The 26,535-nt window shown below is 59.5% G+C and carries 21 protein-coding genes, 1 pseudogene and 1 riboswitch; of the genes and pseudogenes, 11 read left to right on the forward strand and 11 right to left on the reverse strand.

The window, feature by feature from the left end:
* The 5 genes from LKK40_RS10140 to LKK40_RS10160 all read right to left on the reverse strand — a co-directional run.
* Window positions 1–386: glucose-6-phosphate dehydrogenase assembly protein OpcA (locus LKK40_RS10140; protein ID WP_304310462.1), on the reverse strand; the 386-nt coding region annotated here is incomplete at its 3' end.
* Entirely contained in the window at window positions 383–1,930 is a 1,548-nt protein-coding gene (zwf, locus tag LKK40_RS10145) for a glucose-6-phosphate dehydrogenase (RefSeq protein WP_434735104.1), read from the reverse strand. The genes zwf and LKK40_RS10140, both read right to left, overlap by 4 nt.
* Window positions 1,931–2,238: 308 nt before the next feature.
* Entirely contained in the window at window positions 2,239–3,051 is an 813-nt protein-coding gene (locus LKK40_RS10150; protein ID WP_304310463.1) for an amino acid ABC transporter ATP-binding protein, read from the reverse strand.
* Window positions 3,051–5,330, reverse strand: coding sequence for an ABC transporter substrate-binding protein/permease (locus LKK40_RS10155; protein WP_304310464.1), 2,280 nt, complete (start codon window positions 5,328–5,330; stop codon window positions 3,051–3,053). The genes LKK40_RS10150 and LKK40_RS10155 overlap by 1 nt, the downstream gene beginning before the upstream one ends.
* Before the next feature lie 367 nt (window positions 5,331–5,697).
* Entirely contained in the window at window positions 5,698–6,768 is a 1,071-nt protein-coding gene (locus tag LKK40_RS10160; RefSeq protein ID WP_304310465.1) for a 2,3-butanediol dehydrogenase, read from the reverse strand.
* 536 nt (window positions 6,769–7,304) lie between these two features.
* On the opposite strand from LKK40_RS10160, the gene LKK40_RS10165 reads away from it, so the two are divergent.
* The 4 genes from LKK40_RS10165 (at window position 7,305) to LKK40_RS10180 (ending at window position 11,982) form a co-directional block, all read left to right on the forward strand.
* Window positions 7,305–8,366: a zinc-dependent alcohol dehydrogenase family protein gene (locus LKK40_RS10165; RefSeq protein WP_304310466.1), complete on the forward strand. Its 1,062-nt coding sequence runs from the start codon at window positions 7,305–7,307 to the stop codon at window positions 8,364–8,366.
* 167 nt (window positions 8,367–8,533) lie between these two features.
* Window positions 8,534–9,178: a DUF4867 family protein gene (locus LKK40_RS10170; protein ID WP_304310467.1), complete on the forward strand. Its 645-nt coding sequence runs from the start codon at window positions 8,534–8,536 to the stop codon at window positions 9,176–9,178.
* Window positions 9,179–9,525: 347 nt separating this feature from the next.
* A complete protein-coding gene (locus LKK40_RS10175; RefSeq protein ID WP_304310468.1) occupies window positions 9,526–10,914 on the forward strand; it encodes a glycoside-pentoside-hexuronide (GPH):cation symporter in 1,389 nt (462 codons plus the stop codon).
* 306 nt (window positions 10,915–11,220) lie between these two features.
* Window positions 11,221–11,982, forward strand: a complete 762-nt coding sequence (locus LKK40_RS10180; protein WP_304310469.1) for a helix-turn-helix transcriptional regulator — start codon at window positions 11,221–11,223, stop codon at window positions 11,980–11,982.
* A 60-nt stretch (window positions 11,983–12,042) separates the two neighbouring features.
* Here LKK40_RS10180 and LKK40_RS10185 read toward each other — a convergent pair whose 3' ends face one another.
* From LKK40_RS10185 to LKK40_RS10195, 3 genes are all read right to left on the reverse strand, one after another.
* Window positions 12,043–13,452: an amidohydrolase family protein gene (locus LKK40_RS10185; protein ID WP_304310470.1), complete on the reverse strand. Its 1,410-nt coding sequence runs from the start codon at window positions 13,450–13,452 to the stop codon at window positions 12,043–12,045.
* A gap of 169 nt (window positions 13,453–13,621) precedes the next feature.
* The gene (locus tag LKK40_RS10190) at window positions 13,622–14,722 is read right to left on the reverse strand and encodes a sensor histidine kinase (RefSeq protein ID WP_304310471.1); all 1,101 of its coding nucleotides are present in this window, start codon (window positions 14,720–14,722) and stop codon (window positions 13,622–13,624) included.
* Window positions 14,719–15,471 carry a response regulator transcription factor gene (locus LKK40_RS10195; RefSeq protein ID WP_304310472.1) on the reverse strand — a complete coding sequence of 251 codons (753 nt, stop codon included), beginning with the start codon at window positions 15,469–15,471 and terminating at the stop codon, window positions 14,719–14,721. The genes LKK40_RS10190 and LKK40_RS10195 overlap by 4 nt, the downstream gene beginning before the upstream one ends.
* A gap of 213 nt (window positions 15,472–15,684) precedes the next feature.
* Between LKK40_RS10195 and LKK40_RS10200 the strand changes: the two genes are divergently transcribed.
* The 4 genes from LKK40_RS10200 (at window position 15,685) to LKK40_RS10215 (ending at window position 21,040) form a co-directional block, all read left to right on the forward strand.
* The gene (locus tag LKK40_RS10200; protein ID WP_304310473.1) at window positions 15,685–16,416 is read left to right on the forward strand and encodes a phosphatase PAP2 family protein; all 732 of its coding nucleotides are present in this window, start codon (window positions 15,685–15,687) and stop codon (window positions 16,414–16,416) included.
* Between the two features lie 60 nt (window positions 16,417–16,476).
* Entirely contained in the window at window positions 16,477–17,391 is a 915-nt protein-coding gene (locus LKK40_RS10205; protein WP_304310474.1) for an ABC transporter ATP-binding protein, read from the forward strand.
* Window positions 17,388–18,281 carry an ABC transporter permease gene (locus LKK40_RS10210; RefSeq protein WP_304310475.1) on the forward strand — a complete coding sequence of 298 codons (894 nt, stop codon included), beginning with the start codon at window positions 17,388–17,390 and terminating at the stop codon, window positions 18,279–18,281. The genes LKK40_RS10205 and LKK40_RS10210 overlap by 4 nt, the downstream gene beginning before the upstream one ends.
* A gap of 284 nt (window positions 18,282–18,565) precedes the next feature.
* The gene (locus LKK40_RS10215; protein WP_304310476.1) at window positions 18,566–21,040 is read left to right on the forward strand and encodes a cation-translocating P-type ATPase; all 2,475 of its coding nucleotides are present in this window, start codon (window positions 18,566–18,568) and stop codon (window positions 21,038–21,040) included.
* 142 nt (window positions 21,041–21,182) lie between these two features.
* On the opposite strand, the gene thiD is transcribed toward LKK40_RS10215, so the two are convergent.
* The 3 genes from thiD to thiM all read right to left on the reverse strand — a co-directional run bounded on the left by thiD (window position 21,183) and on the right by thiM (window position 23,784).
* Window positions 21,183–22,130 (reverse strand): bifunctional hydroxymethylpyrimidine kinase/phosphomethylpyrimidine kinase, encoded by a 948-nt coding sequence (gene thiD, locus LKK40_RS10220; RefSeq protein WP_304310477.1) that lies wholly within the window; start codon window positions 22,128–22,130, stop codon window positions 21,183–21,185.
* A gap of 161 nt (window positions 22,131–22,291) precedes the next feature.
* A complete protein-coding gene (gene thiE / locus LKK40_RS10225) occupies window positions 22,292–22,984 on the reverse strand; it encodes a thiamine phosphate synthase (protein WP_304310478.1) in 693 nt (230 codons plus the stop codon).
* Window positions 22,981–23,784: a hydroxyethylthiazole kinase gene (thiM, locus tag LKK40_RS10230; protein ID WP_304310479.1), complete on the reverse strand. Its 804-nt coding sequence runs from the start codon at window positions 23,782–23,784 to the stop codon at window positions 22,981–22,983. The genes thiE and thiM overlap by 4 nt, the downstream gene beginning before the upstream one ends.
* Window positions 23,773–23,864, reverse strand: a riboswitch (TPP riboswitch). (Overlaps the previous gene by 12 nt.)
* A gap of 476 nt (window positions 23,865–24,340) precedes the next feature.
* Between thiM and LKK40_RS10235 the strand changes: the two genes are divergently transcribed.
* The 3 genes and pseudogenes from LKK40_RS10235 to LKK40_RS10245 form a co-directional block, all read left to right on the forward strand.
* On the forward strand, window positions 24,341–25,039 hold the full coding sequence (locus tag LKK40_RS10235) for a hypothetical protein (RefSeq protein ID WP_304310480.1): 699 nt from the start codon (window positions 24,341–24,343) through the stop codon (window positions 25,037–25,039).
* The gene (locus tag LKK40_RS10240; protein ID WP_304310481.1) at window positions 24,975–26,198 is read left to right on the forward strand and encodes an XRE family transcriptional regulator; all 1,224 of its coding nucleotides are present in this window, start codon (window positions 24,975–24,977) and stop codon (window positions 26,196–26,198) included. The genes LKK40_RS10235 and LKK40_RS10240 overlap by 65 nt, the downstream gene beginning before the upstream one ends.
* A 16-nt stretch (window positions 26,199–26,214) precedes the next feature.
* Window positions 26,215–26,535 (forward strand): annotated as a pseudogene (locus tag LKK40_RS10245) (hypothetical protein); the annotation flags it as partial.

Below are 26,535 nucleotides of genomic sequence, written 5' to 3' on the forward strand. Positions count from 1 at the left end.
GGCCACCACGCCACGATGGGCGCGTCGGGCACGAGCAGCGGAATCACGAGCGTGTCCTGATGGCGAATCAGGCCGTTGCGCGGGTGCAGAATGATGATCTCGCCAGCGCCGGCGTCCGCGCCGAAGCGCACCTGGGCGTTGAGGTTCGAATCGTCCTCCTGCGGGTTGATGTCGGAAGCAGTGTCCGGCACGATGGCGATGACGCGGCACGGATGCTCGCGGCTGGCCGCATTCGCGACTTCCAGCGCATGCTCGAGATCGGCGGTTTCCGTAGAAATGAGCAGCGTGAGCACGCGGCCGGTCGCGGCCTCGCCGCGCTCGTCGTGCAGCTCGTCGATTTTGCGGGCGATCTCGCTGGTGTGGGTGTTGGGCATATCGATGATCATGGCATCCTCCAATAACGCCCTTCGCGGGCCAGCATCTCATCCGCTTCGGCCGGACCCCAAGTGCCCGAGCGATACGGCTGCGGGCGGCCCTGGGTGGACCAGAATTCTTCAATCGGGTCGAGGATCTTCCAGCTGAGGTTGACCTCCTCGGTGGTCGGGAACAGCGGCGGGTCGCCGAGCAGCACGTCGAGTATCAGGCGTTCGTAGGCTTCAGGCGAGCTTTCGGTGAAGGAACGGCCGTAGCTGAAGTCCATCGACACGTCGCGCAGCTCCATCGAGGAGCCGCCCGGTACCTTGGAGCCGAAGCGCATGGTCACGCCCTCATCGGGCTGCACGCGGATGACGATGGCGTTCTTGCCCAGCTCCTGCACCGCCGTGTTCTCGAACGGCAGGTGCGGGGCGCGCTTGAAGACGACCGCGATCTCGGTGACGCGCTTGCCCAGGCGCTTGCCGGTGCGCAGGTAGAAAGGCACGCCAGCCCAGCGGCGCGTGTCCACATCGAGGCGGATGGCCGCGTAGGTTTCGGTGATGCTGTCGGGCGAAACACCCTTCTCATCGAAGTAGCCGCCGACGCGGGTGGAACCCTGCCAGCCTTCGGAGTACTGCCCGCGCGCGGTGTTCGCCGCGAGATCCTTGGGCAGGCGAACAGCGGAAAGTACCTTGGATTTCTCCGTGGCCAGGTCGTCCGCCGAGAAGCTCACCGGCTCCTCCATAGCGGTCAGGGCCATGAGCTGCAGCAGGTGGTTCTGGATCACATCGCGCGCGGCGCCGATGCCGTCATAGTATCCGGCGCGCCCGCCGATGCCGATGTCCTCGGCCATCGTGATCTGCACATGATCGACGTAATTCGAATTCCAGATCGGCTCGTACATCGTGTTCGCGAAGCGCAGCGCGAGCAGGTTCTGCACGGTTTCCTTGCCGAGGTAATGGTCGATGCGGAAGACCGAACTGGGGTCGAAGACCTCGGAGACCACGCGGTCAAGCTCCTTGGCACTGGCCAGGTCGCGGCCGAAGGGCTTCTCGATGATGACCCTGCGCCACGCGCCCTCGCCTGATTTCGACAGGCCGGAGGCGGCGAGCTGCTTGGAGACGACCGGGAAGGCGCTCGGCGGCACGGACATGTAGAACGCGTGATTGCCGCGCGTGCCACGGTCGCGGTCAAGCTCCTGCACGGTGTCGCTCAGGCGCGTGAAGGCCTCGGCGTCGTCGAAGGTGCCCTGCACGAAGCGGATGCCCTTGGCGAGGTTCTCCCAGGTGGAGTCCTTGAATGGGGTGCGCGAGCGTTTTTCAACGGCGGCTTTGACGAAGTCGATGAAATTCTCGTTGGTCCAGTCGCGGCGGGCGAAGCCGATGAGGCTGAAGCTGGGCGGCAGCAGGCCGCGGTTGGCCAGATCGTAGATGGCGGGAAGCAGCTTTTTCTGAGCCAGATCACCGGTGACGCCGAAGATCACGAGACTGCATGGGCCGGCGATACGCGGCAGACGCAGGTCGCGCGGATCGCGCAGCGGATTGACCCAGGATGTGGAATCGTTCATAGTGACCATAGTAGTGTCGTCACGTTTCATTGGCACGGCTGTATCGCCACTAACGATACGGAATTGCGTGTATGAAATATCACACTTGGGCACATTTGGGCTGCTTTGATGCCGTTGGACGGTGTTGTGCGGAGCGGAATGTGAAGGAATGCAGGAGAAACGTTGCCTTTTGACCGCTAACGCGACCCTGCCGTAGCAAATGTCACGTTATCATGCCTTCGAACGTAGCATTTTGTACGTCAGCGTCGCGTTAGCGGTCAAAAGGCGACGTTTCAAATGGGATAGCGGGATGCAACTAAAGTGCAGCCAGCCCCCTGCTACAGCACCTTCGAGAGGAAGGACTGCAGGCGCTCGCTCTGGGGATTGCCGAAGATCTCGTCGGGGGTGCCTTCCTCGTCGATCACGCCGGCATCGGTGAAGATGACGCGGCTGGCGACCTCGCGCGCGAAGCCCATCTCGTGCGTCACCAGAATCATCGTCATGCCTCGTTCGGCCAGGCGCTCGATGACGCCGAGCACATCGCCGACCATTTCCGGGTCGAGCGCCGAAGTGGCCTCGTCGAAGAGCATCACGGCCGGGTTCATCGCCAGCGCGCGGGCGATGGCGACGCGCTGCTTCTGACCGCCGGAAAGCGAGGCGGGCCGGGCGTCGATCTTCTCTTCGAGTCCGACGAGCTTGAGCAGCCGCAGCGCGGTCTCATGCGCCTCGGCCTTGGGAACCTTGCGCACCATAGTCGGCGCGAGCGTGATGTTCTCCTCGACGCTCATGTTGGGGAAGAGATTGAAGTGCTGGAAGACCATGCCGATTTGCTCGCGCACCTTGTCGATGTTGGTGGCCTTGTCGCCCAAATCGTGCCCGTTGACGACGATGCTGCCCGAGGTGGGGGTCTCAAGGCCGTTCAGGCAGCGCAGCAGTGTCGATTTTCCCGCGCCCGAAGGGCCGATGATGCAGACCACTTCGCCCTTCGTGACGGTCAGATCGATGCCTTTGAGTACCTCGGTGCTGCCGAAGTTCTTGCGCAGGTCGTGCGCGTCGACGACGATTTCGGCGGCATCGGTTGTGGTGATGACGGTGTTTGCCGGGGCCACAGCGGTTGCAGTAAGACCGGTGGCAGGTGTTGTTGCGTTCATTACTTGTTCAGCCTCCTATCGGCGATGTTCGCGACCCAAGTGAGCAGCGTGATCGCCACGAAGTAGATGATGCCGACCATCAGCAGCGTCTCGGTGACGCGGAAGTTGGAGGCGTAGAGCTGCTGCGCCTGGTAAAGCAGGTCAGCGAATCCGATGGTCAGCAGCAGTGAGGAATCCTTGAGCATGATGACCAGCTGGTTGATGATCGATGGCGTGCCGATCTTCACGGCCTGCGGCAGCACGACCTTGCGCAGAGTCTGGCTGCTGGTCATGCCAAGCGAACGCGCGCCTTCGGTCTGGCCGATGTCGACCGACTGGATCGCGCCGCGGATGATCTCGGTCAGGTACGAGCCCGAGTTGAGCGAGAGCGTGAGCAGGCCGGATATCCACAGCCAGTTGGGCAGCGAATGCCCCACGAGCTGCGGGATGCCGAAGTAGAAGAAGAAGGCCCAGACCAGCACAGGCGTGCCGCGGAACACTGCCACGTAGATCTTGGCAATCCAGCCCAGCACCTTGTTCGTGCCTACGCGCATCAGGCCGAAGCCCAGGCCGAGAATCAGCGCGATGATGAATGACAGCGCCGTGATGATAAGCGTGTTGCGCAAACCGGTCATCAGCGCGGGGAAGGACTGCTTAGCCAAGTCCCAGAAGCTCGTCTTCTTGACGGTTTTCACCGCATTGGTGTCTGCGGATGCGGAGGCGTTATTGCCAAGGTATCGCGTGAGAATCTTGTCATACTGTCCGGAATCCCGCAGCTCCTTAAGACCGACGTTGAAGGCCGCCAGCAGCTCAGGATTCTTGCCTTTGTTCACTGCGAAGCCGTAGGAGCCTTCGGGCACTTTGGGCGTCACGGCCTTGAGGCCGTTGTTCTGCGAGATGCCGTAGGCCAGCACCGGGTAGTCGTCGAAGACGGCGGCGGCGTTGCCGGACTTGACCATCTCATACATGGTGGCGGACTGGTCGACGGATTTCACGGTGAAGCCGTATTTGCCGGCGACGGATTTGGCGTAGCTTTCGCCCTCGGAGCCGGTTTTCGCAGTGACGGTCTTGCCTTTGAGATCAGCGTATTTCGTAATGCTGGTGTCGTTCTTCGCCACCGCCATCTGCACGCCCGACTGGAAGTACGGGTCGGAGAAATCGTAGATCTGCTTGCGTTCGTCGGTGATGGACATGCCTGCGATGACGCCATTGGCCTGGTTGGAGCTCAGCGCCTGCAGTGCGGCATTGAAGCCGAGCGACTGGATGTCGATGTCGAAGCCTTGCGACTTCGCGATGGCGTTGACGATATCCATATCGATGCCGACGAGCTTGCCGCCTTCGCGGAATTCGAAGGGCGCGAAAGTCGTGTCGGTGGCGATCGTGTAGTGCTTGCCTTTGGCCTGCTTGGCCAGCGCCTTGGTTGCATCGGTGACCGTGGATTCGCTGCCTTTGGCTGCCGTGCTAGAGGCGGCAGCCTTGGTGGAGCTCGTGCCGCCGGTGTACTTGGCGACGATCTTGTCGTATTCGCCGTTCGAGCGCAGCTCCTTGAGACCATCGTTGAAGGCCTTGAGCAGCGCCGCGTTCTTGCCTTTGTTCACTGCGAAGCCGTAGGAGCCGACCGGATGCGGCTCGCCGACGGTTTTCAGCCCGTTGTTCTGCGAGATGCCGTAGGCCATCACCGGATAATCATCCACGGCGGCCGCCACATTGTGAGATTTCACGAGTTCGACAAGCGTGGCCGACTGATCGACCGATTTGACCGTGAAGCCATACTGCTCGGCGATCGACTTGGCCCAGATCTCGCTTTGCGTGCCGGTTTTGACGGCTACCGACTTGCCTTTGAGATCACCCAGCGAATTGATGCTGTTGTCGTTCTTATTGACGGCGAACGTGAGCTGCGAATCGTAGTACGGGTCGGAGAAGTCGTAGATCTGTTTGCGTTCGTCGGTGATGGACATGCCGGCGATGACGGCGTCTGCCTGATTGGAGTTCAGCGCCTGCAAGGCTGCGGCGAAGCCGAGCGACTGGATGTTGACGTTGAAGCCCTCGTTCTTTGCGATGGTTCTGATCAGGTCCATATCAATGCCGACGAGATTGCCGCCCTGACGGAATTCGAACGGCGCGTAGGTCGTGTCGGTGGCGATGGTGAAGGTCTTGCCGGCCACCGCCGGATCCTGCGCCGCCTCAGCCGGCTGAGCGCTCGCGCCGGCCAGCCCCGCGAAGGCCAGAATTGCTGCGAGCAGCGCGGCAAGCCACGTCAGCCGCCCGTTGTTCATAATGTTGCGCAATCGCATATGCATGCGCTGTCCCTTCTTCTGTAGCTCGCTGCGAATCGGCTCAAGCCGTCTTTCAAGTCGTCTCTCAAGCCGTCTTGAACTGACCTAAGCCGCGCGAGTTCGTGCTCCCACACTGTTGTGGAGTGCTGTTTGGAACCTATGGTGCATGCGTTACGAACATGTTACGTAATGGTGTACAAGGTGATGATTCGTCTTCTACACCTCGGGGAAGGGCAATGGGCGGATAACAGTGGCGGGTAGCGGATGGATACAGAAGATGCGGGACACATCGCCATACAACGACATGCCCCGCATTGCGTGCTTCTGTTTATTTGCCCTGTTTATTGCGCATACTGCGCGAACCGTGCAGCCATAAACTTGTTCACGAGACTCACGCCTCTGGCGACACCATGATCTTGACCTGCGACTTGTCGGAGGACAGGGCCTTGATGCCCTGCTCCACGGCGTCGTCAAGCGAGACCTTCTTGGTGACCAGCGGCTCGAAGTCGGCGCGATGGTTGTTCATGATGCCCAGCACCGTGTCGAAGCTGTTGTTGTAGCACAGCGTGGTGATGATGTCGATGCCCTGCATAATCACGTCGTCGGTGAAGTTCACGGTCGTCGGATGGCCGAAAAGCGCCACGATCTGCAGCTTGCCGGTGCGGCGGGTGATCTTGAGCGCCGTGTCGAAGGTGGCCTGCACGCCGGCGCATTCGAAGGTGATGTCGACGCCGGTGGGGTAGTCGCGGCGGATGACCGCGTTGACGTCGTCCTTGAGCGGGTTGAGCACGTCGGTGAAGCCGAGCTCGCGGGCCTTGTCGAGGCGCACCTCGGAGACGTCGGAGATATAGACGCGGTTCGCGCCGGCGATGCGCGCCAGCAGAGCGGTGTTCAGGCCGATCGGGCCTGCGCCCATGACCGCGACCGTCTGCCCTTCGCGCAGCCCGCACTTCTTGATGCCCTCATAGGCGACCGAAACCGGCTCGCACAGCGCGCCCAGCTCGTAGCTCATGCCTTCGGGAAGCTTGTGGGCGAAGACATCGTCGATGTTGGCGTATTCGGCCATGCCGCCGTCTTCGGAGAAGCCCAGGAAGTTGCCGGCCCCGTCCTCGGCGACGACATTATCGCAGAAGTTGTAGTTGCCTGCGCGGCAGTTGTCGCACTTGCCGCAGGCGAGCAGCGGCTCGACGGCGATATCGTCCCCGACCTTGATATCGGTCACGTCGGTGCCGACCTTCACGACCGTGCCGGAGAACTCGTGCCCGAGCGTGATTGGCACGGTTTTGCCGGTCAGCGGGTGCGGCTGGGTGGGCAGCCCCCAGCCTTCAAGATATGCATGCAGATCGGAGCCGCAGATGCCGCAGTTCTTCACCTTGATCTGCACCTGATCCGCCCGCGGATCCTGGATCGCAACATCCTCGACCCGAATATCGTCCTGCCCATAGATACGTACGGCCTTCATAACTCCTTGCCTACCTTTCGAAAGTGGCATGTGCCTACGGCCACAGCCTTTGTAGCCAATTTGAGATGATACTCTCTTTAAATTGCTGCAATCGAAACTATCCGCTTTGCTGAGGGTTCATTGAGGGAAAAGACATCATGATTGCTGGATGAATATAGTTTTCCCTGAAATCTCGCCAATGCTGAAGAGTGCAGGGGATCGTCGATTCTTTTCTCGAATCAGATGAAAAGTGCCTGACAGACAGCGTGCAGAAGGTGATTCCCATGGCACGGCCGAATCGGTTCAAGAGCGACGGTTCTGGTTCGATTGCTGGTATTGAGATGCTGGAATCAGAGGTTCGCCAAAGAGTCGACAGGCAATGAAAGTCGTCACAGAACAAGGGATACTCGCAACAAATAAAGAGTTCTGAACTGTCCCTGCGCGGAGCCGAAAGCATATCGTTGCGATTGTCGGAAATTGCGCGGCAGCTGCCGTTCGGCGCAGTTGCCGGATTCCGACTACGGACAACTAGGTAATCAAAGGAGATTGGTGATCATATGAAAGGCACAATGAAGGGCGCATATCTGCCAGGCAACAGCACGGTCGATATCAAGGATATCCCGATTCCGACGCCAGGCTATGGGCAGGTATTGGTGCGGATGAAGTCGTCGACAATCTGCGGCAGCGATATTCGTGCGATTTATCGCGAGCATACTGGCAAGGGGCCTGAAGGATATCAGAATAAGGTCGCAGGTCATGAGCCATGTGGTCAAGTGGTTGAAGAAGGCCCCGGAGTGAAAAGATTCAAAAAGGGGTCGCGGGTAATTGTCTATCACATTCATGGCTGCGGTCTTTGCCATGACTGCCGTATGGGCTACCAGATTTCCTGTTCGTCGCCCGAGCGTGCGGCCTATGGCTGGCAGCGTGATGGAGGCATGGAGGATTATGTGCTGTGCGATGAGCAGGATCTTATCGCCCTCCCCGATTACCTGACCTACACGGACGGAGCGCAGGTCGCCTGCGGTTTCGGCACCGCATACGAGGCGATTGAAAAAGTCGGCGTCAGCGGCAATGATGCTGTGCTTGTCACTGGTCTTGGACCGGTGGGTCTGGCAACGCTGATGATGTGCCGAAAGCTTGGTGCCAATAAGCTGATTGGCATCGAGTCGAATCCATATCGCATCGAATTGGCGAAGAAGCTTGGACTGGCCGACGAATATCTTCCTGTCTCCGACAAGAACGTCGATGAGGTGCTTGAACTGACAGGAGGTCATGGCGTGGAACGCGCCTTTGACGCATCCGGTGCTGATCCGGCTCGTGCCACCGCCATACGTGCGACTCGTGCGTGGGGCAAGATCGCCTTTGTGGGTGAGGGAGGAACGGTGCACTTCACACCCAGCCCAGATCTGCTGCATGGTCAGAAAACTATTTACGGTAGCTGGGTCACCAGCTTGGCGCGCATGGAGACTCTGGTCGAAGAGCTGGTTCGCTGGCAGCTTCACCCCGAAGATCTCGTCACTGACCGCTTCCCGCTGGAAAAGGCGGATGAGGCCTACCACCTTATGGATGGCGGGCAATGTGGCAAGGTCGCAGTCTGCTTCGATGAAGAGCTGAAATAGGCGTTGCAATAGGCACCTCTTCGAGATTTTATACGCGGCCGACCAGAACGGTATCGGTTTTGGTCGGCCGCTACATGATTACGATTCGGCGATGAATCGTCTTGCTATTCCGCCGAATTTCCCAGCCATTTTCAATGAAGATATTTTCAATGAGGAAAAGAGCATTCATGATTCTGCATACAGTTCACGATAAGGAATTCCAACCATACGGGGAAGTCATCTCAGGGCAATATGATTTCTCCCATCTGCTGAAAGTGCTGACGGATACGACCGATGCCCCCGCTGACGGTACCATCTACGTTCCAAGCAACCCGGAGCTTGAAAAGGAGACGGCCGCCTTCGATTTGCGGGACCATGTCTTCGGCGGGATTGATATTCAGGTGGGATATTGCAATGGTAGCAATACGGCACTGAATTGCCTGGAATGCCACCGCGGCATAGAAGTGCTGGTCGCCGCTGATGACATCATTCTTATGCTTGCGCACAAGGCCGATGTCGTCGATTGGAAGCTGGATACGGAGAAGATAGAAGCGTTTCTTGTGCCGAAGGGAACGGCGGTGCTGTATTACGAAACGACGATGCACTATGCGCCTGCTCGCGAAGAAGGGCCTTTCCGGGTCATCATTGCGCTGGTGCGCGGCACTAATACGCAACGCCCCCGTATCACGGCCAAGGGCGAAGACGATAAAGCGCTGTTTGCCAAAAACAAGTGGCTCATCGCACATCCTGATTCTCCTGAGGCGAAGGAACAAGGTGCATACGTTGGTCTGGCGGGCAGGAATCTCGATATACTGACCGATCTGCAGCGGTAGCCAGCCAGCTAGCCATCCGCTGCACCGTATGCGATGGATTAATGATGATTCGCCAAGCAGTACGGAGTCTGGTGGCCGCTGTCTCCTCTCGCTGAAATCACCCGTGCCCGTGCGAGATTCGTGCCGGGACTTCTGGGCAGTTTCCTAGACGGCATATGTTCGGGCAGAACGTATGACTTTCGTTGGCTCGTTGCGCACAAGCGCCGAGCCAACGCGCCGGCGGAGCCATCTTTTTTATGGCCGGCAATGCAGGGCAGCTCCGTGCGAACCTGACGCGGTCAATCAGCTGGTCTTGCATGTCTCGAAGCAGTTGAACATCGAAGAAATTCACAACGTAGTGAGGAAATATGAAAACAACACAGAGGCGCAACTACCTATTCTATTTGTTGAGTCTGCTTGGACACGACGTTTTTTATTTTGCGTTCTCCTTATATCTCATCAGATTCATAACCGGTCCGCTGTTCAACAGTGCCGACCCCGACTACAACCATAGAATGGTTGGGATTGTATCGACGATAATCGTAGTGGTCCGGATGGGGGAATTAGTGGTCGATCCTTTTCTCGGAGCGCTTATCGACAATACGAAAACTCGTTTCGGCAGCTTCAAACCGTGGATCCTCGCCGGAGGCATCGTCTGCTCTTGCAGTTTCGTCATGTTGTTCACCACGCTTGGGCATACGAATCTTACCAATCCTGTGCTGTACCTCGTCCTCTTCACGGTGCTGTTTCTCATCATGGATGGTTCCTATTCGTTGTACGACATCGCCTTATGGTCGATGATCCCAGCCATTTCGACGACCTACGATGAGCGCAACACAGTCGGTGCCGTTGCGCGTCTGGGAGCAGGCATCGGTCAGCTGCTGGTAACCATCTTCGTGATGCCGAGCGTTCTGCTTGGCAAAGGATTGCTTGGCGGTGAGCAATCGGGCTGGCTGTTCTTCTCCGTAATCGTGCTTGGCTTCACTTGGTTCTCTGCGCTCTGCGCCTTCTTCGGCGTCAAGGAATTGGAACCAACGCATAAGGAGAGCGACGCGGAGCCGACGAAGTTTAGGGAGGTGTTCTCCATCATTCTCAAGAACGACCAATTGGCATGGCTTTCGGTGTCCAATTGGTGCTATTACTTCGCGCTGGCCTTGGTCTCGACGCTGATGACGTATTATTTCCAATATATCTATGGCAATGCCGCCAGCTACTCGACCATCTTCGGAACAGCCACGCTTGCCGTGGTGATTTCGGTATTGTTCTATCCGCTGCTGACACGGCGCTTCTCACGCAAGCAAGTGCTGTTTGCTGCGCTGCTGGTGATGCTGATATCGCTGGCGATGCTTTTCAGTGCAGGGTCGAATACCGCTATCGTCATTATCGCCTCGGTGATGTTCCTGGCACCGCAGCCCATCATCTTCACTTCTTTTCTGCTTGAACTGACCGATACGGTCGATTACGGACAGTGGAAAAGCGGGAAGCGGAACGTCAGCTTGACGCTTGCAGTGCGGCCTCTTCTCGATAAATTCGCGGGTGCCCTGTCGAACGGGGCGGTCGGACTCATCTCTCTGATGGTAGGTATGACTGGCGCGTCGACCATAGCAAGTGTCAGTGATGGCAACAAACTGCTGTTCAGATTGATTATGTGTGGATTGCCTGCTGTGATGATTCTGATATCCATGGTTGTGTATCACAAGAAGTTCAAGCTGGACGAGGCTTTCCACGAACGGATTATTCAGGACATCATGCAATAGGATGCAGAGGTAATGTATGTCTGTCTGCCAGTGCGTGATGATGCGTAATCGAGACCTGTTATGTGATTGCGCGGCGTCAGGCCAGCGGAGATTTCATAGTGTCCGATATGTAGCTACCGCATTGCAGTGCGCGGCATACGACTAGGGAAGAAATGACCGATGAATAGTCCGATAACGCGATACTCTCTCAAACCGAAGAAGAAGATAAGCAGCACGATATTCGTGTCATGCGGCATCGCCCGGTCGACCTCTGTGCATTCCCATGATCCGCTGAGTCCGAACCCCCATGCGAACACGATACGGCTGATGCTCAACTGCGAGGATGAGCTCTTCATCTCAGGCATGCGCTTCACGCTGCGGCGCGGCGACGGCTTTCTCTCCCGTCCCGGATCGGATGCTGTGCAGCAGTCGTTCTCGCAGCATCCCTGCCTGTATCTATGGATATCGCTGGTGGACAAGCTCAGCGAACCTTTCCTTCGGGGCATCGGTCTGACCGAAGGGCATGATGTCTTTTTTGTGCGGTATCCGACGTTGTTTCTCAAACTCGTGGTCGCCTGCCTTTCCCATAACAGCGGGAGCGTCACGGATGAGCTTGAGCTCAATTCCATCTCATATCATTTTCTTCACCTGCTTGCCGAGGAGATGACTCTCGAAAGCGGCATGCGTGCTGTGACGCAATCGAACCCGCTCATTCGACAGGTGAAGGGCTTCGTCTTGGAACATTACAAAGAGCCGATTAAACTCATCGACGTCGCAAGCGCTCTCAATATGAATCGCAGTTACCTGTCTCGTGAGTTCCATGAGATATCGGGGATGACGCTGAAAAACTATATTGACCATATACGGATTAAGAAGGCGACGGATTTGCTGCTGTCGTCGGATGTCAGTCTCGGGGAGGTGACGAAGCGGGCGGGATACCGGAGCGCAGAGGTTTTTTCGAATAGCTTCAAACGCGTTCATGCGATGTCGCCTGGAAAATATCGTCAGCTTCACCGAGATCGACTGACGGAAACGGATTTCGATATTGACCTAGAATTATTGCAGCTGCTGCTCGACGATGTCTCCTGATTGCGAAGGCACGGAACAGGGAAAGTGGGAGTCTGAGCTGTTGTGCCTTTACATCACCACTTACTCCGCAGATATCTCAGACACTTCAGACACTTCAGACTCCTCGGGGAAGGGCAGCGGCACCTCCCTCCCGGCGACGAAACGATGGGTGATGCTGCGGTCGTCGCCGGTGTAGATGTAGCGTTCGAGGCGCTCCTGCGGGGAGAGGCTGAGCGGGTTGTCGTCTTCGTGGATGACGAGCGCGTCGAAATCATAGCCCGGCTCGAAAGAGCCGACTCGGCCGAAGAAGGCGCCGCCGGCCTTGGTGGCCATGGAGAAGGCTTCGGGCAGGCGCAGCGGGCGCTCGCCCTGATGCTCGGGCAGCATACTGAGCATCTTCGACGCTTCGATCGACTGTACGATGTGGTGGTTGATGTCGGGCACATGGCCGGCTCCGACATCGCTCGCAATGCTGATGTTCAGGCCGTAGTCGAGGTCGCGCCGCACAGGCATGATGCCGCTGGTGAGATTCATATTCGACTGCGCGCAATGCGCCAGGTACACGCGGCGCGCCTTGAGCAGCGCGCGCTCGCGTTCGCTCGTATGCACGCAGTGGGCCATGATCGTCCTGCCCTCAGGCATGAGGCCGTAATGCTCGTAGACCTCGGCATAACTAGGAATGTCCGGATGCAGCTCACGCACCCAGTCGATCTCGCCGAGGTTCTCGTCCAGATGCGATTGCACCGGCAGATCGTAGCGCTCGGCCAGCTCGCCCAGGCCCTGCATCAGCTCGGGCGTGGTGGAGGGCACGAAGCGTGGCGTGATGATGAAGCCGATGTCGGGCGTGAGTTCGCGGGACTTCTCGATAAGCTCCTGCGTGGTGGCGAGGCTGTCGTCGGTGCTTTCGATCAGAGTTTCCGGCGCATTGCGGTCCATGTTGACCTTGCCGATGACCGGGCGCAGGCCCGATTGCTGGCTCAGACGCATCAGTTCGAGTGTGGACTGCGCGTGCAGCGTCGCAAACGCGCTGAATCGCAGGGTTCCTACGGACCAAAGCTTGTTGAGGAAACGCTTGTACCAGCGCTGCGTTATCTCCGGGTCGGCGAAATTCGCCTCGGCCGGGAAGGTGTAGCGCTCAAGCCAGGGGAGCAGCTCGTAGTCGAAGCCCAGCCCGGCCATCGGATACTGCGGGGCGTGGATGTGCAGGTCGTTGAATCCAGGGATGATAAGCGAGCCGCTGTAGTCGGTCACTGGTAGGCTCGCGTATTCGTTTGGCAGGGATGACGTGATGCGCTGCACCGTGCCGTCGGCGACGATGATGTAGCCGTCTTCGCATACTTCGAAGGCGTCCGGCGTGGGGGTGTGCAGGATATCGCCCTTGATGATGCGGATGGCGGCATGCGCATCGGTGTCGATATTGATGCCGGCGTGTGCATCGGCGGTGATGTCGCTGCTGTCCTGGTGCATGCTGTGCTGAGCGGTGGTGTCCATAAAGTCAATCCTCGTTTCTTGTCGTCTGTTGTGCGTTCCGAGCGCCGCCCGCGCGGTCCGCCCGACGCTATGCCGTAAAGCTGAAAATCAGATGTCCAAAAGCTGGGAAAGAAGGTATCACACGCATGTGTTGTGCTGGAAAATCGCGGGTCGTTCGTGAATGAGACGGCTACAGCTGACCATTCATCAGCGGGATGGTGATGCGCATGGTGGTGCCTTGGCCGCCGGTCTGCGCCACATCGATCCAGCCGTTGTAACGCATGGCGATGTCGCGGGCCAGGGCCAGCCCTAGGCCGTAGCCCTGATGCGAGGAGCCGGAATCGGCGCGGGAGAAGCGCTGGAAGAGTCGTTCGGGGTCGCTGCCGATGCCTTCGCCGTGGTCGCGCACGAGAATCTCGGCCTGATTCGCCCTCGTCGCGCGCTCCTTCCAACTGAAGCCGTTCTCGTTCGCCGCATCGGCTGCGCCGCTTGTGCTGTTTGCGCCAATCATGCCTTCTGCATTACCTGCCTGCACGCGCACGTCGATGGAGGAATCGCGCGGCGAATGGGCGATGGCGTTGTCCAGCACGGCGACAATGCACCGCTCGATGCCGGTCTTGCCGCCGCGCACGACGACCGGATGCTCGGGAGCGTCGAAATCGATGCGGACACTTGCCTTATCGGCCAGCAGCGCGACCGAATGTATCGCGCGGCGAGTGCTCGCTACGACATCGGTAGGGACAGTTTGCTGGGCACCCTGCGCCGCGAGCAGCAGGTCGTTGATCACGCTGTCCATGCGGGAAACGTCGTCGCGCAGGTCATTGATGACCGGGTCGAGCGGCTTGCCCTGCTGCAGCCGATGGTCGAGCAGCTCGGTGCGGGCGCCGATGACCGCGAGCGGCGTTTTGAGCTCATGGCTGGCGTCGGCCACGAAATTGCGCTGCAGCCGAAGAGCCTCCTGCATGGGGCGGATTTCCTGACGGGAGAAGAACCAGCCGACCGCTCCGGCGGCGAGGATGATGCCGAGAGCGAAGATCACGATGAGCAGCAGCGCCTTGCGGCTGTCGATAACCGAGGCTCCTTGGAATGCGGCCGGCAGATTCACGTCGTTGGGATTGATGTCGTGCTCGCTGAGTTCGCGCCGTGACCCCCAGATGACGCCGATGATAAGCAGGATCGCGCCGATGAAGGTGATAACGCTCATAGTCAGCACGATGCGCAGACTGATCGACCACGACGCCTTGTTACCGGTGAGCGGGCCTGTAGCTGCGCCCCGCCTACGCCCGCTCACTGCTCTGGCCTTCCCAGGACGTACCCCTTCCCGCGCACCGTGAGGATAATATCCCGGGTCGTTTTCTGGCGGATATACGACACATAGGTGTCCACTGTGCCCTCCACCGCGTCAGGCCGGAAGGCGGTGCCCAGCAGCTCGGCGCGGCTGAACACGTGATCGGGCGAATCGCACATCACCTTGAGCAGGGCCGCTTCGGCGGCGGTGAGCGACACCAGATCGCCCTGCGGACTTTCCGCCATGGCGGTATGCGCGTGGAACACCCAGTCGCCGATGCCGTACGAATCACCGCGCTCGGCGTCGTACCCGCGCAGCATGGCCCGCAGTCGGGCGTCCAATTCCTTGAAGCTGAACGGCTTCGTAAGGTAGTCGTTCGCCCCGCCGTTGAGACCATCGACAATGTCCTCGACCGCGCCCAGCGCGGTGAGCATCAGCACCGGCGTGGTGACGCCGCTGGCTCGCAGCGAGCGCACGAGTTCCAGGCCATCCATGTCGGGCAGCCGCCGGTCGACAATGGCTACGTCGAAGGAGCCAGCCGCAAAACGCGACTTCGCCTGGGCACCCGACGTCACCCATTCCACGCGATAGTCGTCATCAAGCAGCTCCTTGGTGATCTGCCCCAGCCGCTCGTCGTCTTCCAGCAGCAACAGCCGTGGCTGCAGCAGCTTCGCCGGGTCGTTCAGCGCGTATGAAGTCATCTGCTGCGCATCGTCTGTCATCGTTCTCGTCCCATTACGTGAGTCTGCCATGTATAGCAAGTATAGAAACATTGGTAGTTCCATCATGCCAGCAGCATGCTGAGCGAGTGCTAAGAAATCCGGTGCCGCATCCGGTACTGCAGGCTCACACTTTTTCGAGCGAGTTCAAAAGTATGAGTCAAATATGGTGTGAAAGTGAACGGCAGCAATATTCTTAGTGAACATTAAGGGTCGTGACCCCATACTGGCGACGTGATGAATGTGATGAATACGTTGAATGCATCGAATGCTGTGCTGGGCAATCTGCGCCGCCGCGCCGCGCGCCCTGCTATCCGGCTGCTGCTGATTGCCACGCTTGCCGTTCTGATCGCGGTTGTGCCGCTTGGCCTGATACTCAAGCACAGCGCCTCGGACTATGCGGCGGAGATGGTGATGCTTGCGGAGATTCAGCGGGCGCCCACTTGGCTTGTGGCGGCTTCGCAGGGTATCGCCACGATATATGCGCCGCTGGTTATGGGCCCGGTGATGGCTGTGCTTGTTGGGGTGGTGTTATGGCGGTCTCGCAATATGCAGGCGGCAGTGTGCGCGGCGCTAGTCGCTGCGCTGCCCCTCGCGGTGACGTTCGCCGTCAAGCTGATTGTGCGGCGCAATCGACCGGCCACGCCCTTGGGTGCGCTGGCTCACGACCCGAGTTTTCCCAGCGGCCATGTCGCCACTGCGGTGGCGCTGAGCGCTCTGCTGCTCGTCATCATGCACATGCGTGCCAGTGCGCGCGCGGCGCACGGCGTCGAATCCTCGTTGCGCAGCCAATGGGCGGCGAAGATCCTTATCGTCGTTCTCGTATTGCTGCCTCTCGTGGTCGCCGCCTCGCGGCTTATCCTCGGCGTGCACTACCCGACTGACGTCCTCACCTCGCTGGTGCTGGGCTCGCTGATCAGCGCCAGTGCCTACTGCCTGTCCGCCCCGGAGGAATTTGCAGAAAAAGCGACTCGCTAAGAATCTGCTGAGAATCGCCGTCGAATCGGCAGGGGCAAGCGGCTCCGTAGCATGGTTCTTATGACTTCAACGACAGTACCTCCCGCTGCTATCAGGCTCGTGGTCGAGCATGCGAGCTGCCGGGTTCCGCAGCACGCGCATGCGACTGACGTTCACGCGTCGCATAATCATAATGATGAGGCGAATGCGGACGGCTGCACAACCATCTTCCATGATCTCGCATTTGAACTGCACGCTGGGCAGATCGTTGATTTCGTCGGGCCTTCGGGTTCAGGCAAAAGCACGCTGCTCACCGCAATCGCCCGGCTCAATCCGTATGCCACAGCCGATATGACGCTTGACGGTGCGGATGCCGCGAGCATGACTCCGGAGCGCTGGCGTCGGCTGGTGGCCTACGTGCCGCAGCGTCCGACGCTGATAGGCGACACTGTGCGCGAGGCCATCATGATGCCATATCGCCTGCGGGTGCATCAGCGCGCGGACGATAGTAGTCTGCCCGAAGAGAGCCGTCCGAGCGAGGAGACCCTGCGCCGCACGCTCGATGAAGTCGGCTGCGGCGACATCGAGCTCGACCGCCCGCCGCAGGAGCTTTCGGTGGGCCAGCAGGCGCGGGTCTGCCTGCTGAGGACCTTGCTGACGGGGCCGAAAGTGCTGCTCGCGGATGAGGTCGACGCTGGGCTGGACGACGAGAACGCCGACAAGGTGGGACGAATGCTTGCCCATGCGGCGGGCAGGAATATGGCGATTATGCGCGTGCGGCACCGTGCCGCCGACGGGCGGGCCGACCGCACGCTGCGGCTGCGCGACGGCGTGCTGAGCGAGGTGACCTTGACCCGCGAGGCGCAGCGTGGCGATTCGGGCGAGCCAGGTCCCGAACCCGCTCATGCACAAGCTTCGCAGGCCTCACAAGCCTCGCAAACTCCGCAAACTACACAGGCTTCACACAACGCTCAGGAAGGCGAGGACGCACGATGAGCATCGCAGCTATTGCAATCATTGCTGATGCATCCGCAACAACCACAGCAGCAGCCGCCGCTGCCACGTCCGCCGCTGCCACAGCCACTGCAGCCGCCGCGCCTACCGCAGCGGGAAGCTACCCCATCGACATATGGGGCCTTGTCATAACCGTCGCTCTGGTTGCCATAGCGGCCGGGATGTCGATTGTCATGCGGCTGGGCGTCGGCCGGCAGATGCTGTGGGCGGCGCTGCGCTCGCTGATTCAGCTGCTGGCGATGGGCTATGTCATCAAATTCGTCATCGAGGCGAATAATCCGTGGCTTGTGTTCGCGCTCGTCGCGGTGATGATTCTGGCCGCCATCCAGATCACGCTGAGCCGCGCCTCCAACATCCCCAAAGGCTTGGCGCTGGATGTGTTTCTGACGCTGTTGGTCGGCGCGCTGCTGCAGTTCGTCTTCGCCACCCAGCTGATTGTCCGCCCGCACCCATGGTACGCGCCGCAGATCGTGGTGACGATGACGGGCATGCTGCTGGGCAATATGGTCGCCGCGATAGCCGTGGCGATGAGCCGCTTCTTCGACGATATGGCTTCGCGCCGGTATGAGATTGAGATGCTGCTCAGCCTCGGCGCCACGCCTTTCGAGGCCGCGAAGAGCTCGATTATCTCCTCGGTGAAACTCGGTATGATTCCCACGATATCGCAGCTGGCATCCAGCGGCATCGTGCTGATTCCGGGCATGATGGCCGGCCAGGTCATCGCCGGTGCCGACCCGCTGACCGCAGCCAAGTACCAGTTCGTGGTGCTGGCCATCATCAGCGCGCTGACGCTGCTGGCTGATTCGCTGATCATGCTGCTCGTCTACCGCAAGCCGTTCACCGCGCTGCACCAATATATTCAGACGGTATAGCGTTCAGAAGACATAGCGTTTAGACGGCTGAGCATTCAGACAGCATAGTGTTCAGTTTTCACAGTATTCAACAGCATTCAGCCCTCATAGTCTCCCGATTTCTTAGCATCGGCTCAGCCGCAGCCAGTTAGCATGACCATTGTTATGCGTAACGACGGGCTCACCGCATAGCACAGATGCCCGCCGCGTGCAGACACCTGTCGATGGCCACTGTTTGATGGATACTGTTATATATAGCCACCGAGCCGACTGGTTTACAACGATTGACTTATGGAGACTGATTGATGGACACTGATGCAATAGCAAACGCGATGCCGAATGGCACCGGCACTGCACATGGCAAGCCGCCCGTCGTGGGACTCGCCGGCTGGGAGGTCGAGGAGCGGCGGCAGCACGGCGAGGGGGAGACCGGCGCACAGAGCATCACCAAGTCGGTGGGCGCAATCCTGCGCGAGAACATCTTCACGCTGTTCAACGCGCTCAACCTCGCCATCGTGATTATGCTCTTCGCAGTTCACGCTTACTCGAATATGCTGTTCTTCGGCATTATCCTGCTCAATGTCATCATCGGCATCGCGCAGGAGCTCAAGGCCAAAAAGCTCGTCGACGAGCTGGCGATTCTCAACCAGCCGCATGCCATCGTGCTGCGCGACGGCGTGGAGACGAAGATTCCGGCGTCGCAAATCGTCAAGGACGATATCCTCGTGCTCGACTCGGGACAGCAGATCTGCAATGACGCCGTAGTGGTTTCCGGCACGCTGGAAGCCAACGAATCGCTGCTGACAGGGGAAAGCGATTCGGTCGACAAAGTCGCTGGCGACGAGCTGTTCTCGGGCAGTTCGGTGGTGTCGGGCCGCTGCTATGCGCGCGTGACCCATGTGGGCGACGATAATTACGCCAATTCGCTCATCAACGAGGTGCGGCGCGAGAAGCGCGTGCACTCCGAGCTGCTCGACTCGATGAACAAGGTCACGCGCTTCACCAGCTGGCTCATCATCCCGCTGGGCATCGCGCTGTTCCTGGAATCGACGCTGCTGCGGCACGGCGGCATGTACGATTCGGTCGTCTCGTCGTCCGCCGCGTTGCTGGGCATGCTGCCCAAGGGGCTGGTGCTGCTGATTTCCGTTTCGCTGGCTACCGGCGTCATCAGGCTGGCGAAGATGCGCATACTCGTGCAGAACATCTATTCCTTGGAGACGCTGGCCCATGTGGACGTGCTGTGCCTCGACAAAACCGGCACGCTGACCGACGGCAATATGACCGTGGAATCGGTGGTTGCGCTGGGTAGCGCGACTGGAATCGGTGCTGATGCTGTGACTGCGGCGGGTACAGCGGGTGCAGCAGGCACAGCAACCGAGAGCTCAGCCGCATTGAACGGCAATCTATTAATGACGTCCTACCTGACAGCGAGCGACGACAACAACGCCACCATAGCCGCGCTGCGACGCCATTGGCTTGGCGACGAGGCCGACGGGGGCAACCTTGGCAGCACGCCTCAGCCGCTCCAGGCCAGCGGCAGCATCGCCTTCTCCTCGAAGCGCAAATGGGGAGCCATCGGATTCGCCGACGCGGGCACGGTGTTTCTCGGCGCTCCCGAGCGCATCCTCGGCGAGCTGCCGCAGGAGGCCCAGGACCTGATGCGCCAAGGTCTGCGAATCGTCGCGGTCGGCTACCTGCCCGGCAAATGGAGCGACGAGGAGCAGCTCCCCGGCAATCTGCAGCCGTTGTATCTGATTGCGCTGAGCGACAACATCCGCACACGCACCAAGGAGACGCTGCGGTATTTCCGCACCGAAGGCGTCGATGTCAAGGTCATCTCGGGCGACCATCCTGACACCGTCAGCGCCGTTGCCAAACAGGCCGGGCTGGAACGCTGGAACGACGCGGTCGACATGTCCACGGTCGACGCCGATGCGCCCGACGAGGTCTTCGACGAGTTGAGTACGCGATACGCGGTATTCGCCCGCGTGACGCCCAAGCAGAAGCGCCTGCTCGTGCAGGCATTGCAGCGGGCCGGGCATCAGGTCGCCATGACCGGCGACGGCGTCAACGACCTGCTGGCCCTGCGCGAGGCCGACTGCTCGATCGCGATTGCCTCCGGCTCCGACGCGGCCCGCCAGATCTCGCAGGTCGTGCTGCTGGATTCGGACTTTACCTACCTGCCGCATGTCGTGCTGGAAGGCCGCAAGGTCGTCAACAACGTGACACGCACGGCCGCCGTGTTCTTCATCAAGACGATCTACTCGGTGCTGGTATCGCTGTTCTGTCTCGCGCTCAACATGCCCTTCCCCTTCATCCCGATTCAGATCACGCTCGTTGATGCGTTCATCGAGGCATGGCCGTCGTTCCTGACGATCTTCGAATCGAGCACCGCGCGCATCCGGGGCAGGTTCCTGCCCACTGCGCTGCGTTCGGCGGCACCATTCGCCATAGCCGTGACCGGCATCATCGTCGTCACGAGCCTGATTGCGCCCTTCGGCGCGCTGCAGAACCAGACCACCATGTTCGTGCTGCTCATTGCCACTTCTATGGTCGCGGTCGTCCGAAGCTGCATCCCCTTCACCCGCCTGCGTGCCTTTGTCTGCGTGACGATGGCCCTCGGCGCGCCCGCCGCGCTACTCGTGCTGCACAAGCTGTTCCAGGTCGTCGCAATCACCGCGCCGATGTGGGCGTACATCGCCGTGGCCTTCGCCGCTGCGATGGTCTTTCTGCTTGTGGTCAGGCTGGTGCAGCGGACTGTATCTTCATCTTCTAAATGACCATGTCTTCGCGGGGATTGTGTATTCCGTATAACCGCGGCTTCTTAAGCTGTATCTTCTCGATAGAGGTCCGCACAAACGGTCCGCAAGGCGGGCGCGGCAATGATGTGGTAATGATATAGCGCGCTCGCCTTCGCCGGCCCTACCAGTAGCGGTAGCTGGTCGATTCGGCCGGGGACGCTGACGATTGCTGCCGCAGTTTCGCGTTGAGCCTTCGCCGCTGTTGGTCTACCAGGTGATCGACCGGGCCGTGGCCGCTTTCCGGGTGCCGGCTCAGCCGCCAATCGGCACCGGCTTCGATGGCCCGATGCAGGTAATCGCGCGCGTTGACGACGGCCTCTGGTGAGACGCCGGTGGCCCTTGTGTCGCCGTGCAGAGCAGTGCTGGCCGCGATGGCCGAACTCAGCGTGCAGCCGGTGCCGTGCGTGTTGCGCGTGCGAATTCTCGGACTGGCGAATCGCGTGACGCCTTCAGCGCTCGCCAGCACGTCGGTAAGCACGTCGTCATCGAGATGCCCGCCTTTGACCAGCGCCGAACGTGCGCCGGCCGACACCAGCGCGCGGGCCTGCTGCTCCAAGTCATTGGCATTGCGCGCCGTGAGCACATCGTCGCCCAGCAGCACGGCCGTTTCGGGCAGGTTGGGCGTGACGATGTCGGCAAGGCGCATGAGCCGCGTGCGGATGACATCCACCGCGTCCTCTTCGAGCAGCCGGTCGCCGGAGGTCGCCACCATGACCGGGTCGAGCACTACAAGCCCGAATTCCTCGCGACGCTCTTCGATTACGTCCGCGACGGCGTTGGCTACAGCGGCATTGGATAGCATGCCCAGTTTGGTCGCAGCGATTGGCAGATCGTCCAATACTGCATCGATCTGGTCGCGCACGAGCTGCGGGTCCACGGCGACCGCCTGACGCACGCCCTGCGTGTTCTGCACGGTGAGGCCCGCCAGCGCCGCCGCGCCGTAGACGCCTAGCGCGCAGAAGGTCTTCAGGTCCGCCTGTGTGCCCGCGCCGCCGCTGGGGTCGGAGCCTGCGATGCTGAAGGTGACGGGTGGCTGCTGGGATACGCGTTGCATGACTGTGTGTTGCATGATTGCTTCTTTCTTCATTGATAAGGGATGCCATTGTTCCCGGATTCGGGGGCGATCATCTGGGTAATGACCGGCTTGTTGGTTGTGCTGAACTGGGTCGAATCCGAAGAATGCAGACTTCGTAATATCGACCATTGAGTATGAGTATGTATGCGATTCGGTCAGACAGAAGCGCTGGAATCGTCCCACGCTTTCAGCAGTTCGGCAGAGGCCTGCTGCGGATCGGGACGCGCAGCGATTGCCGAAACGACACAGATGCCATCGACTCCGGTGCCGATAACCGAGCGAACATTGCTGTGGTTGATGCCGCCAATGGCAACCGTTTTCGCCCGCCCAGCGGTCTGCTGCACGAGCGTTGCGGCTCCGTCAAGGCCCAAGGCCGCTTCGGTGTCGGTTTTGGTAGGCGTGTTCCAGATAGGAGAAAGCCCCAGCACGTCGGCGCTCTGGTCGGCAAGCTCGGCGTCGAGTTCGCGTTGATTGGAAATCGACAGGCCGATGAGCAGTCCGTCGCCAAGCCTGCGCCGCGCCTCGCGAATATCGCCGTCGGACTGACCCATATGCACATTGAGCCCAAGCTCTTCGGCCACCTCAAGCCGGTCGTTGACCACCAGCGCCGCCTGCTTGCCGCAGTGCTCATATGCCCGCTGATTGGCTTCGACGCAGGCTTTCGCGAGCGCAAGAAAATCGTCGTGCGGCAGGGTTTTGTCGCGGATTTGCACGACGCCTGCGCCGCCGATTACCGCCTGCTCCACGAACCACGGCACCCGCTCGGGGCCGCCCGCAAGCGGCGTATCGGTCACGAAATACAATCGCCAGTCCACGCTGTCGGTGAGGCCGGGCTTCGCCGTCGTCATGATTCCTCGATTGCCGCGAGCTGAACGACTTCGTCGGGCTTCACGGTGTACAGCGCGTCAATCCATGCGGTGCGGAAGCTGGCCGGGGCGCTTGCCTGCTGACCGGCCAGCGTGCCGGCTGCTGCGAACAGCGCGTGCGCCGCCACAACGCCGTCATGGTCGGGCAGCTGCGCCGATCGGGCTGCGGCTATGCAGGCGGCGACCACTGCGCCGAGCGAGCATCCGGTGCCTACGACGAGCGGCATCAGCGGGCTTCCGCCGGTGATGCGCGTGGTGCGGTCGGGCGAGATCACGACGTCGGTCGGGCCGGAAACCGCCACGACAGCGCCGCTGGATTGCGTCAACGAGCGAGCCGCGCCAAGAGCGGCTTCGACCTCATCGGTGGCGTCGACGCCGCGGCCGCCTACGCTTTCGCCGGTCAGCCCTAGGATCTCCGAGGCGTTGGCGCGCACGGCGGCGGGATGGTGCTGCAATACTTCCCGTGCCAGTGCAGTGCGCACGGGCAGGCCGCCCACGGCAACCGGGTCCAAAACCCACGGCGTATGCGCGGATTCAGCGGCATCGACCGCGAGCCGCATGCCCTGATGCTGCTCGCCCAAGCCGTTGCCGACGTTGATGAGCAGGGCGGATGCGAGACCGGCGAAAACCCGCGCATCCTCCGGCAGGTCGATCATGGCGGGCGCGGCGCCTATTGCCAGTAATACATTGGCGGTGATTTCTGGTACGACGCTGTTCGTCATGCAATGGACGAGCGGCGTCGTTGCGCGGACGTTTTCGAGTATGCGGATGACCTGAGTCATATGGCTCCCTTCGCTAGCACTGTCTAGATCAGGTGTTGCGGGTGTGTTCTCAGCCCTTGCGGGCACCCCGGCACTTCGGGAGCCATACTAGCACGCGCACGGCCCGTTCCCAAGGCTGCTGCCGGTCATCGTCGCACTAGCAGAGAATCCAGCGACTTGCTGAAAGTCACCTTTATATTGCCGACCAACTGACATTCTCCAAGCATGGTCTGCGATTGGCCGGGACGAATTTGGAGGAAGTCCGGGATTCGATCTGTTCACTAGTGATACTTGGTAATGCCGATTTTTCACGAGTTGCTCATCGCATTGCAGTCAATAGACAAGTAACGGCTTTGCGGGAAGAAATTCAACGACTCGAGAAGGCGCATGCGCGAACAACGCAGATTCAAATGCGCAATCGACTCTGGGATCAGCTTCAACATGCCAGAAAAGAGTTAATTCGACTCTTGCACACGCAAGATCGGTGAGTACGCGCTTTCCTCGTGTCTCCTTTGCATAAACCTCATGATATGCTGACTTTAATTTCTGGTTTCAAACACGAATGAGAGGAATTGACATGGCGATAATACAAGGTGATTTGGCTGGGATCGAGAGAAATTTTACTGGTGGAAACGCCGAAAGTGAGTTTCAGAGAATTTTCGGTTTTTCTTCTGGTATTCTTCGTTCTGCTGCTGTGCTCGCATTGAGATCTGCAAACGAGACGGATGATCTTCACTCGCAAGTGAGCGCTGCTGGATCGAATTTTTATCATTTGTTCGTCTCCGAAGTTCGTGCTTCGGTAGACACTCTGGAGGGGTGGAGCGCCAAACGAGAGGATGACAACCGCACCGCACCACGCGCCTATCGTGCCGATGGCCTCGGACTGGCATTCGTGCAGGGCAACAAGGCAACGGGAATTGCAACGGAGCAGCTTCGGCTGAAGAACAAACCCGGGAATGTCACGGTGCTTGAACTGCGTCAAAACACTCATGCTTATCAGCAGGTGCTCCCGATTGCTGAGTTCAATAGCAGCCTGTCCTCTCGCCCTCAGACGCTCTGGTTTGCGGTATATCTCCACGATGAAGATAGCGTTCGGCTTGAAGTGGCGTTACCGGCTGGAGTCGACGACGAGGGTAGCATCATTGGGTGGGACAAGCGTATTGTGCTTGACGACGTAACCATGAACGATCAAGTGATGGAGGCTCGGGGCGATGAGCGTGGAAAAGATGACGATGTCGCAGTTGACGATATTGCAGTCGCCATTTCCGAACTCTGAGCAGGGACGAGCCGCGCTCAATCCGAATCGGGTACGTTGCGCTCGCGAGACGGCAGGTTTAAGCAAAGTGCAGTTGGCAGAACGCTTGGGTGTCACTTCCCGCACGATTGCTAACTATGAGGAAGAGGGAGCTCCTGCCGCGCAGTTGCGAGAATTATCGCAAGCGCTTCACACCATGCCATCGTTTTTCACGCCATCACCCAGTGATCCAGACATTGGTGATTTGTCTGAAGGACAGGTCTGGTTCCGTTCGCTGCGTAAATCGACTGTTAGGCAACGTCGTTCCGCAGTCGGGCACGGCAGGTACTCGCTGTTGTTCTTCCACTGGATTGAGGAGCACTTTCATCTGCCACAATGCGATTTGCCGATGGATGAGATTGACTCATCAAGCACGCCGAAGCAGACGGCGATCATGCTGCGGGGTGATTGGGGGTACGGTGAGAACCCGCTGCCCGATATGACCGCTCTTGCCGAATCGCATGGTATCCGAGTGTTCAGTTTGCCCTCGGTAGGCAAAGAGGTGGATGCCTTCAGTTTTGTATTTAACAACGTGCCTTACATTGCGGTCGATCTGCAGAAGTCCGCAGAGAGGATCAGATTTGATATAGCACATGAAATTGGCCATCTGGTCATGCATGAGAACTCGTTGGATGAACGAACGTCTATGCCTTCGCGGGATGTAGAGTCTGAAGCTCATCTCTTCGCGGCGAATCTGCTGATGCCGGAACGAAGAGTGAAGGCAATAGTCCCAGTGCATGCTTCACTAAGGGACCTTCTTGCGGCGAAGAAATACTTCAAGGTGTCGGCGATGGCGATGGCTCGTTGTGCGCATGAGATCGGCAGACTCACAGACTGGGAGTATCGGAGCATGTGCTCGGCACTGACGGCGAAAGGCTATCGGGCAGGCGAACCCAACGGCATCGCGCTTGAGCAGTCTAAGGTGTTTCGATTTGTCGCGCAGTCGAATCGCGACCGGGGGATATCAACGACTACCATTAGTGAGGAAACCGGTTTGACCACACAGGAACTTCATGCCCTGTCGTTCGGCAATTTGCTTGCAGTGACAGCCGCCGAGAAAAAACCGCAACACGTCGAAGCCACAGCAGGCCAGAGACCGGCTTTGTCTCTGCACGTGAATAATGAATACCAAACCGAGTGAAGGAATGAATCGAGAGATGTTGAACGAACAGCCCGCTGTGGATGGCATCGAGAAGATCGCCAAAGAAACGCCTGATCTCACCGAAGAAAACGTGCAGAAACTTATTGAGCTCTTTCCGGATGTAGCGACGGAAGTGCGCGATCCTGTAACAGGTGAAGTCGTCAAGGGCGTTAACCCAGAAGCGCTGCTTGACCGAATAGGCAAAACTGCGGGGGGGGGGTATCCCGTTGCCCGTGAGCGGTATCAGTTCACATGGCCGGGCAAGCGTGCAGCGAAGGCTGAGGCACGCACGCCGATCGCAAAGACCCTGCGGCCGGTACAACAGCGCAGCAAGAAC

The sequence above is a fragment of the Bifidobacterium tibiigranuli genome (assembly GCF_022655035.1).
GTDB classification, from domain to species: domain Bacteria; phylum Actinomycetota; class Actinomycetes; order Actinomycetales; family Bifidobacteriaceae; genus Bifidobacterium; species Bifidobacterium tibiigranuli_A.

Coding starts and splice junctions, on each gene's coding strand:
- zwf (WP_434735104.1), bottom strand. CDS start 1,930: ATGGTCACTATGAACGATTCCACATCCTGGGTCAATCCGCTGCGCGAT.
- LKK40_RS10150 (WP_304310463.1), bottom strand. CDS start 3,051: ATGAACGCAACAACACCTGCCACCGGTCTTACTGCAACCGCTGTGGCC.
- LKK40_RS10155 (WP_304310464.1), bottom strand. CDS start 5,330: ATGCATATGCGATTGCGCAACATTATGAACAACGGGCGGCTGACGTGG.
- LKK40_RS10160 (WP_304310465.1), bottom strand. CDS start 6,768: ATGAAGGCCGTACGTATCTATGGGCAGGACGATATTCGGGTCGAGGAT.
- LKK40_RS10165 (WP_304310466.1), top strand. CDS start 7,305: ATGAAAGGCACAATGAAGGGCGCATATCTGCCAGGCAACAGCACGGTC.
- LKK40_RS10170 (WP_304310467.1), top strand. CDS start 8,534: ATGATTCTGCATACAGTTCACGATAAGGAATTCCAACCATACGGGGAA.
- LKK40_RS10175 (WP_304310468.1), top strand. CDS start 9,526: ATGAAAACAACACAGAGGCGCAACTACCTATTCTATTTGTTGAGTCTG.
- LKK40_RS10180 (WP_304310469.1), top strand. CDS start 11,221: ATGCTCAACTGCGAGGATGAGCTCTTCATCTCAGGCATGCGCTTCACG.
- LKK40_RS10185 (WP_304310470.1), bottom strand. CDS start 13,452: ATGGACACCACCGCTCAGCACAGCATGCACCAGGACAGCAGCGACATC.
- LKK40_RS10195 (WP_304310472.1), bottom strand. CDS start 15,471: ATGGCAGACTCACGTAATGGGACGAGAACGATGACAGACGATGCGCAG.
- LKK40_RS10200 (WP_304310473.1), top strand. CDS start 15,685: ATGAATACGTTGAATGCATCGAATGCTGTGCTGGGCAATCTGCGCCGC.
- LKK40_RS10205 (WP_304310474.1), top strand. CDS start 16,477: ATGACTTCAACGACAGTACCTCCCGCTGCTATCAGGCTCGTGGTCGAG.
- LKK40_RS10210 (WP_304310475.1), top strand. CDS start 17,388: ATGAGCATCGCAGCTATTGCAATCATTGCTGATGCATCCGCAACAACC.
- LKK40_RS10215 (WP_304310476.1), top strand. CDS start 18,566: ATGGACACTGATGCAATAGCAAACGCGATGCCGAATGGCACCGGCACT.
- thiD (WP_304310477.1), bottom strand. CDS start 22,130: ATGCAACACACAGTCATGCAACGCGTATCCCAGCAGCCACCCGTCACC.
- thiE (WP_304310478.1), bottom strand. CDS start 22,984: ATGACGACGGCGAAGCCCGGCCTCACCGACAGCGTGGACTGGCGATTG.
- thiM (WP_304310479.1), bottom strand. CDS start 23,784: ATGACTCAGGTCATCCGCATACTCGAAAACGTCCGCGCAACGACGCCG.
- LKK40_RS10235 (WP_304310480.1), top strand. CDS start 24,341: ATGGCGATAATACAAGGTGATTTGGCTGGGATCGAGAGAAATTTTACT.
- LKK40_RS10240 (WP_304310481.1), top strand. CDS start 24,975: ATGAGCGTGGAAAAGATGACGATGTCGCAGTTGACGATATTGCAGTCG.